The 6101-nt window shown below is 58.8% G+C and carries 8 protein-coding genes (1 of these 8 running past the window's edge); 3 read left to right on the top strand and 5 right to left on the bottom strand.

The window, feature by feature from the left end; genetic code table 11:
• Positions 1-297 precede the first annotated feature (297 nt).
• A complete protein-coding gene (locus ABIB91_RS28435) occupies positions 298-1005 on the top strand; it encodes a hypothetical protein (protein WP_354126823.1) in 708 nt (235 codons plus the stop codon).
• Positions 1006-1222: 217 nt separating this feature from the next.
• Here the strand turns inward: ABIB91_RS28435 and ABIB91_RS28430 are convergent, their stop codons facing one another.
• The 4 genes from ABIB91_RS28430 to ABIB91_RS28415 all read right to left on the bottom strand — a co-directional run bounded on the left by ABIB91_RS28430 (position 1223) and on the right by ABIB91_RS28415 (position 3051).
• Positions 1223-1669, bottom strand: coding sequence for a GNAT family N-acetyltransferase (locus tag ABIB91_RS28430; protein ID WP_354126824.1), 447 nt, complete (start codon positions 1667-1669; stop codon positions 1223-1225).
• A 55-nt stretch (positions 1670-1724) separates the two neighbouring features.
• Positions 1725-2177 carry an NUDIX hydrolase gene (locus ABIB91_RS28425; protein WP_354126825.1) on the bottom strand — a complete coding sequence of 151 codons (453 nt, stop codon included), beginning with the start codon at positions 2175-2177 and terminating at the stop codon, positions 1725-1727.
• Positions 2178-2366: 189 nt separating this feature from the next.
• The gene (locus tag ABIB91_RS28420; RefSeq protein ID WP_354126826.1) at positions 2367-2651 is read right to left on the bottom strand and encodes a hypothetical protein; all 285 of its coding nucleotides are present in this window, start codon (positions 2649-2651) and stop codon (positions 2367-2369) included.
• 28 nt (positions 2652-2679) lie between these two features.
• Positions 2680-3051: a hypothetical protein gene (locus ABIB91_RS28415; RefSeq protein ID WP_354126827.1), complete on the bottom strand. Its 372-nt coding sequence runs from the start codon at positions 3049-3051 to the stop codon at positions 2680-2682.
• A 604-nt stretch (positions 3052-3655) separates the two neighbouring features.
• On the opposite strand from ABIB91_RS28415, the gene ABIB91_RS28410 reads away from it, so the two are divergent.
• Positions 3656-3997 carry a DUF6984 family protein gene (locus ABIB91_RS28410; RefSeq protein WP_354126828.1) on the top strand — a complete coding sequence of 114 codons (342 nt, stop codon included), beginning with the start codon at positions 3656-3658 and terminating at the stop codon, positions 3995-3997.
• Positions 3998-4097: 100 nt separating this feature from the next.
• Here the strand turns inward: ABIB91_RS28410 and ABIB91_RS28405 are convergent, their stop codons facing one another.
• On the bottom strand, positions 4098-5183 hold the full coding sequence (locus ABIB91_RS28405; RefSeq protein ID WP_354169041.1) for an SDR family oxidoreductase: 1086 nt from the start codon (positions 5181-5183) through the stop codon (positions 4098-4100).
• A gap of 303 nt (positions 5184-5486) precedes the next feature.
• Between ABIB91_RS28405 and ABIB91_RS28400 the strand changes: the two genes are divergently transcribed.
• Positions 5487-6101: the 5' portion of a TRAP transporter substrate-binding protein gene (locus ABIB91_RS28400; RefSeq protein WP_219680430.1), read on the top strand. It continues 474 nt past the right edge of the window; 615 of the gene's 1089 nt are visible here — the first part of the coding sequence; it begins with the start codon at positions 5487-5489; the stop codon falls past the right edge of the window.

Below are 6101 nucleotides of genomic sequence, written 5' to 3'. Positions count from 1 at the left end.
GCCCATCATGGATCGACCTCGCCGAGATTCGCGTCAACACAACGGAATCACGCTTCGTGACTTGTCTCAACCGACTTTTGCAACAAAATCGGCCACAAGCCGACATTCAAACCTGCTCCGTTTGCTCGCTAACTCGCTGAGGCGAGAGTCCCCCGAAGCGACCTTGTCGAGGTATGAATCCATGTTTACGGAGCCGCACAGCCGAAGTTAACCAGTTAGACAATCTCTGGTGGTACCAGATCCCTATAGATCGTCCGACTCAAGCGAGTGACGCTTGATCGCAGCGCGAGGCGTTCGGTGACGCAGGCAAGGTGGCGAAGCTATCTCCGCATCGTCGCGATAGGGCTGGTGGCTATCGCTGTTGCGGGTTGTTCTAAGAGCTATCGGTACAAGCTGACAGTTGCGGTCAATACGCCGGACGGCGTCAAGCACGCTTCGAGCGTCGTTGAGGTGTTGGTGGAGAATGTCGTCTTTCCTGAGCGCGGCACTTTTAGCAATTTGCGCGGCGAAGCCCTTTACCTCGATCTAGGCTCAGGCGCGAGGCCCTTGGTCGCGCTGCTGACAAACCAAATTCGCGGGTACTATGGCTGGACCCGTTATGCAGGACCGAACCTTGAGTTCGTGTGCGAGCTTTATAACATGGCGCCGCCGACGAACATCATGGATGCCGTGGCCACAATCGCCCGCCAGCGCGGCCCGCGCAAGATTGACTCGGGACGACTGCCCGATCTCGTTACTTTCGCCGACGTCAATAATCCTGGGTCGGTCATCCAGGTCAATCCGGACAACTTGCAGGCAACGCTAGGTCCGGGCGTGAGCTGGAATGAAATCACGCTAGAGGTGACTGATGAGCCCATTACAACGGGCATCAAGTCTCGGTTGCCCTGGTTATCTGCCTATCGTGGCAAGAGACTGGACGGCCGTACAGATCATGGCAAAAACACTCTCGCGAATACCCTGACCATCGCCGACTTTGCTCAGCCCAGAGACATAGAGAAAGACTAGCGTTCTGGTTCTCCGGCAGCCGAACCGGTTCTGACTGAGCGTTGATCGTCACTCAGGACAGTTATCGAAGTCCGTTCCGGGTCAATTGCGGCGGCGTCCCGCTGAGCGACCGACTTCCGGTCCTCGCCTGCGTCCGGACATGTCGCTGCACTCGCGACTGGCGCGACGGGCCAATTCCCGACACGTCCCCAAGGAACATCGGAGGGCCAATCGACACCTACCGCCGCACTTCGAAGTAAGTCTTGCCGCCTCGTTCGAATCCTGCTCGCTCGTAGAAGCGCAGGGTCGCCTCACGCTTGGACCCCGTCGCCAAGTGGACCTTATAGCAATCGGCCTGCGATGCGATCTCAAGCGCATAGGTGAGAACCCGTCGCCCGAGCCCTGATTTGCGATGGTCGGTGTGGGTGACTACATTTTCAATGACGCCATATGATCGGCCGCCCCGAGACAGATTGGGCACAATTGCGAGCGTGCACGACGATAGAAGCTGTTCACCTGCTTGCGCCACGATCACAGTCATAAACCCCGATGAAAGCAGATTGGACCAGACGCGCTCAGCCGTAGCTGGCGCCAGTGGGGGTTCCTGCGGATGGAGATGCCCGTAAAGGTTCAGAACCTGATGCAGGTCGCGTTCTGTTGCGTGACGGACAATAGCATCTTTCATGTAGTGATCTCTTGCAAAGCAAGTCGCAGTTGCGGAGCAAATTGCAACGACAATCTCACATTGGAGGCCGCACTGTCTCCAGAACTTTGAGAGCCTCCACCACCGAATTGTAGATTAACTGGTCATCCGGCTTGCGGTTCTCTTTGAGCTTCTCCACGTTCGCGCGATCAACCCAGAGAGTCTCTGACACTTTGCCGGTTTCCAGAGCTGGTTTTGTGAGGTCCCCGTCGACGGTCACGATGAACTGTCGTTCTTCATAGGGTGTCGGCCCATAGCTCCAATACTTAGGTGTTAGCTCAAGAACGATGTTCTTAAGGTGCCAGCCTGTCTCCTCATGTATTTCGCGGCGCAGAGCAGAAAGAACGTGCTCGTCGTCTTTGACGTGCCCGCCGATCAAGTCCCAACACCTGGGAAACAACTCACGCGTCGATGAGCGCCTTTGCACAAAGACGCGTCCTCGACCATCAACGACCATCGCGTCCGCAATAAGCTGCCTTCTTAGTAACATTTCGTCGGTCTCGGAGTGCGGTAAAGATTAGCCTTTGCGGCGCCCACTTGAGGCCCATGCCGTAGCTTCAAGGGGCGATTTTGATCCAGCCGTCCGAGCTCCGCAACGGGTCCACAAGCGGTCCTCCACCGGCGGCGCGCGGCAGGTCAGCTAGGGACCAATACGGACATCAACAGGATGTTGCCAGAGTCATGGCTGCTTGTCGTGGGGCAATCCAACAACAATGCCAAGGAACCAACCGCCAAAGAAGGACACAACAAGCATGAGGAGATAGGTCGTTGCGAAGGGACCGACCTCCTGCTTGCCTTGAATACGATCAAACTCTAGTAGGACCAGCGCAAAGACTGCCGCGCAGAATGCCGGCAGAAATGCCGCAAGCCTTCCCTGAGGATTCCGTGATAGAGCCGTGGATCGACGATACGATATCACGGCACTCGAGGCGACCACGATCAGACAGGCGATGAGGAAGTACATGTGGGCGCCTTAACCGTCTGGGATATGTCTAGCCACAGATCTGACGCGCGGCGCCGTGCTGTTCATGCATCGAACCATTCAGCCAAAGTCCATAGCCGATGGCGATATGAAAGACAGCGTATGTGAGCGCATTTTCAATAACGAGGGACGCAGGCCCGCCCTCGGTGAGGAAAGCTTTCTCGGCAAACCAGCCAGAATAATACACAAAATAGGCGCCAGCGAATCCGCGCCAAAACATACCGGGAAGAAAATCGATCTTGAATGCCATCAGCACGAGACCGCTGGCCGCAAGCACCTCAATTACAAAGTCGACAATCTGCACCGCAGTGAAAGTCCCAACGTCGCCGATTCCGTAAGACGCGAGCAAGACAGCGAAGAATGCAAAAAGCTTCCAACCCACGTAGACCTCCGACTTTGCTTGCGCTGCGCAAGGTAGAGATCATCAGTAAAGCCATCGCTTCTAGGCTTAGTTTAGCTTAGGTTTCGACGGTAGCTCAAAGCTTAAGAAAATAAGTAGATTTCGGGATCGGCCTTGGGGTCGGAGGCGATCGACGCAACCAGAAGAGCGGCCAGATTGCGAACGACAAGACAATCCACCAAAAGCCAAGGAGGCATAGCCCAAACCAAAGGTGATGCGCACCTTGGCTGACCGACCCCAGAAAGCACCTTACGCCTGTCGGTGGACATAGCGTGTTTGAAAAACGAACCAGCCAGGTTGCTGGCGTCCAAACGATCAAGAAAAAGGGCCGTACCATTTCGTGACTAAAAGCACCTGCTGCTATCACGCCTAAGGCGCAGAGCAGTCCGACTAGCAAGTGCGAAATCAGTCGCATTAGTGTTGGCAACCTCGGTCGGTCTAAGGACGATAGCAAGAACGACTATGTTCCGCTACGATCAAAAGCTGCTCTTGCACTTCGTGCCGGACACGTCCGCCATGGGCCAGAACGGACATCGCGAGCGCGGCGTGATATGGGCCAATGCACCTAGCCGCTACGAGAAAGAAGATGCCGCGCCCACTTACCCCCGACGAGCACGATCTGGTTGTCTTTATTCTAGGTCAGCATTCGCCCTTGCAGGACCATTTTGGCTTCGTCGACGAAATGAACGACGGTGGGATGGGTAGCCTTCTCTTCGAAGGTGCCGCAGACCGGCGTTTCGGCCGATGTATTGGCGAAGCCGAATTTGACGACGCTGATGGAGTGCTGGTGTCGGTCGCGCTGAACCTCGATCAGCGCGGCGAGCTGTTTGAACTTGATCTTTGGAAGGTCGACTTTTCGCCGCTACAAAGGATCGCCGCGCTGGGTGATGTCCGTCCCTCACGGTGGTTGCGACAGAAGCTCAGATAAGCCAGACTTAAAGCCGTTCGAACCGGCTTGGCCGGAGGACCGATCCGGGTCACAATCTGATCTGGGCAACGATCCCGGACGTACCGGCTTTGGTTCTGCGTCATAGCAGCAGCCGCTCTTGCTTCGCCTGCCTGAACCACTTCCGGAACATGTCTTCGGTGTCCATCATCTCGGTGAAGCCGGCGCGGTTGATCTTCACGGTCGAGACGATCGAGGGCGGACCGGATTCGGTCTGGCCGTAGCGCAGGCTGTAATCGGCGTATTGGAACGAGAGGCCGACGAATTCGGCCAGCGCAGGCGATACGAGGTCGTGCTTGCGCCGCAGCGCATCCCAGGGGGCGACCCAGGATGGAGACTCCCTGGTGAGCGACAGCGGGACCGGCTTGCCCGGCTTCATCTCCAGCGCATCGGCGACCGCAGGCCAGATGTTCTCCCAGGTAAAGACGTCGCCATTGGTCACGTTGAAGGCTTCGTTGCGCGCGGCCTCGGCCTCGCCCGACCAGGCGATGGCGCGGGCGAGGAGGTCGACATCGACAGCCTGCGCCACCCGCGCGGCGCCGCCGGGGTAATCCAGCGGCCTGCCCTGCTCGCGCAGCATCGCGGCATAGACGCCGAGCGGCGGGATCAGGTCCATGGCGCCGCCCATGGCGAGGCCGACGATCAGCACCGGCCGCAGGATGCTCCAATGCCAAGCCTTGCCGGCTTGCAGTTCGCGCAAGAAGTTTTCCTGCGCCCAGTAGAAATTGGGCTGCTCGTACATTTCGGAACGGCCTTCGCGAGCCGGCACGGTCAGGGGGCGAACGTGGACGCCATAGGCCTTGGTGCCCTGCAACAGGGCGACATGCTTGAGGCCGGGTGAGACCGGCTCGAGCGCACCCATCAGATTGCGCAGCATCAAATCGTTGGTCTTGATCTGCTGCGGGTCGCGCCAGCCGTCGACGAGCTGCGGCGCCTCGTAGAGCGCAGCGTAGATCAGATGCGTCGCGCCGCTCAGTTCCGAGGCGGCGCGGCCGCAATCCGCTGCGCTGGTCAGGTCGATCGGGACATGACGGGCGCCGTAGCGGTCGCGCGGCCTCCGCCGGGACAGGGCAATGACATCGCACCCGCTCGAGATGCCGAAGTGTCGCAACGCGGCATTGCCGACGAGACCGCTCGCTCCGGCGACCACGATCGTCTTGCCCGTCATGCGCGAGCCTCCCTGGTTTTTGCGCGACGGAATAGCAGATCGCGTGCCAGCCCGACTTGCGTCAGGCTGGCGTTCGCACCTGCGAGGCGCCCATGAGGCTTGAGACATGAGACTTGATTCCGGCGAAGCGCCCGGTCATCCTCGCTCGAGGAACCGCAACGATCGGAATTCCATCTACGAGTGCCCGCAAGGGCCGTTCGGAAACGCCACAACGTCTCAACAGAAAACGTCGAGCGTCGACGAAGACAAGACGACACCAAGATCGTTCCCTGGTCGAAGCATCGACTTAGCGGAGGGAAGCGCATGGAACGTCGTAAATTCCTGACGGCAGGCGGATTGGGCTTGGCCGCAAGTGCCGTCGCTGCGCCGGCGATCGCGCAGTCGATGCCCGAGATCAAATGGCGATATGCCGCGAGCTGGCCCAAGGCGCTGGATACGCTCTACGGCGGCTGCGAATATTTCGCCAAGCGCGTTGCCGAGATCACCGACAATCGTTTCCAGATCCAGCCATTCGCCGCCGGCGAAATCGTGCCGGGTCTGCAGGTGCTCGACGCCGTCGCAAACGGCACGGTCGAGATGGGCAACACCGCGCTGTACTACTATTGGGGCAAGAACCCCGCTTTCACGTTCGGCACGTCGCTGCCGTTCGGCTTGAACACGCGGCAGCACATTTCGTGGCTGCAGTGGGGCGGTGGCCAGGACCTGATCAACAATCTGCTGAAGGAATACAACACCATCGGCATTCCGACCGGGTCGACCGGCGCGCAGATGGGCGGCTGGTTCCGGAAGGAGATCAAGTCGATCGACGATCTCAAGGGACTGAAATTCCGGGTCGGCGGTTTTGCCGGCACGATCATCGCCAAGGTCGGCGGCGTGCCGCAGCAGATCGCGGCGGGCGATATCTATCCCGCGCTGGAG

This window comes from Bradyrhizobium sp. JR4.3, from assembly GCF_040547695.1.
Lineage (GTDB): Bacteria > Pseudomonadota > Alphaproteobacteria > Rhizobiales > Xanthobacteraceae > Bradyrhizobium > Bradyrhizobium canariense.
This window is presented reverse-complemented; position numbering and strand designations above follow the sequence as displayed.

What these genes read in the sequence shown, in the direction of transcription:
- ABIB91_RS28405 (WP_354169041.1), bottom strand. Translation starts at nt 5,183, where the DNA reads ATGACGGGCAAGACGATCGTGGTCGCCGGAGCGAGCGGTCTCGTCGGC.
- ABIB91_RS28425 (WP_354126825.1), bottom strand. Translation starts at nt 2,177, where the DNA reads ATGTTACTAAGAAGGCAGCTTATTGCGGACGCGATGGTCGTTGATGGT.
- ABIB91_RS28420 (WP_354126826.1), bottom strand. Translation starts at nt 2,651, where the DNA reads ATGTACTTCCTCATCGCCTGTCTGATCGTGGTCGCCTCGAGTGCCGTG.
- ABIB91_RS28410 (WP_354126828.1), top strand. Translation starts at nt 3,656, where the DNA reads ATGCCGCGCCCACTTACCCCCGACGAGCACGATCTGGTTGTCTTTATT.
- ABIB91_RS28430 (WP_354126824.1), bottom strand. Translation starts at nt 1,669, where the DNA reads ATGAAAGATGCTATTGTCCGTCACGCAACAGAACGCGACCTGCATCAG.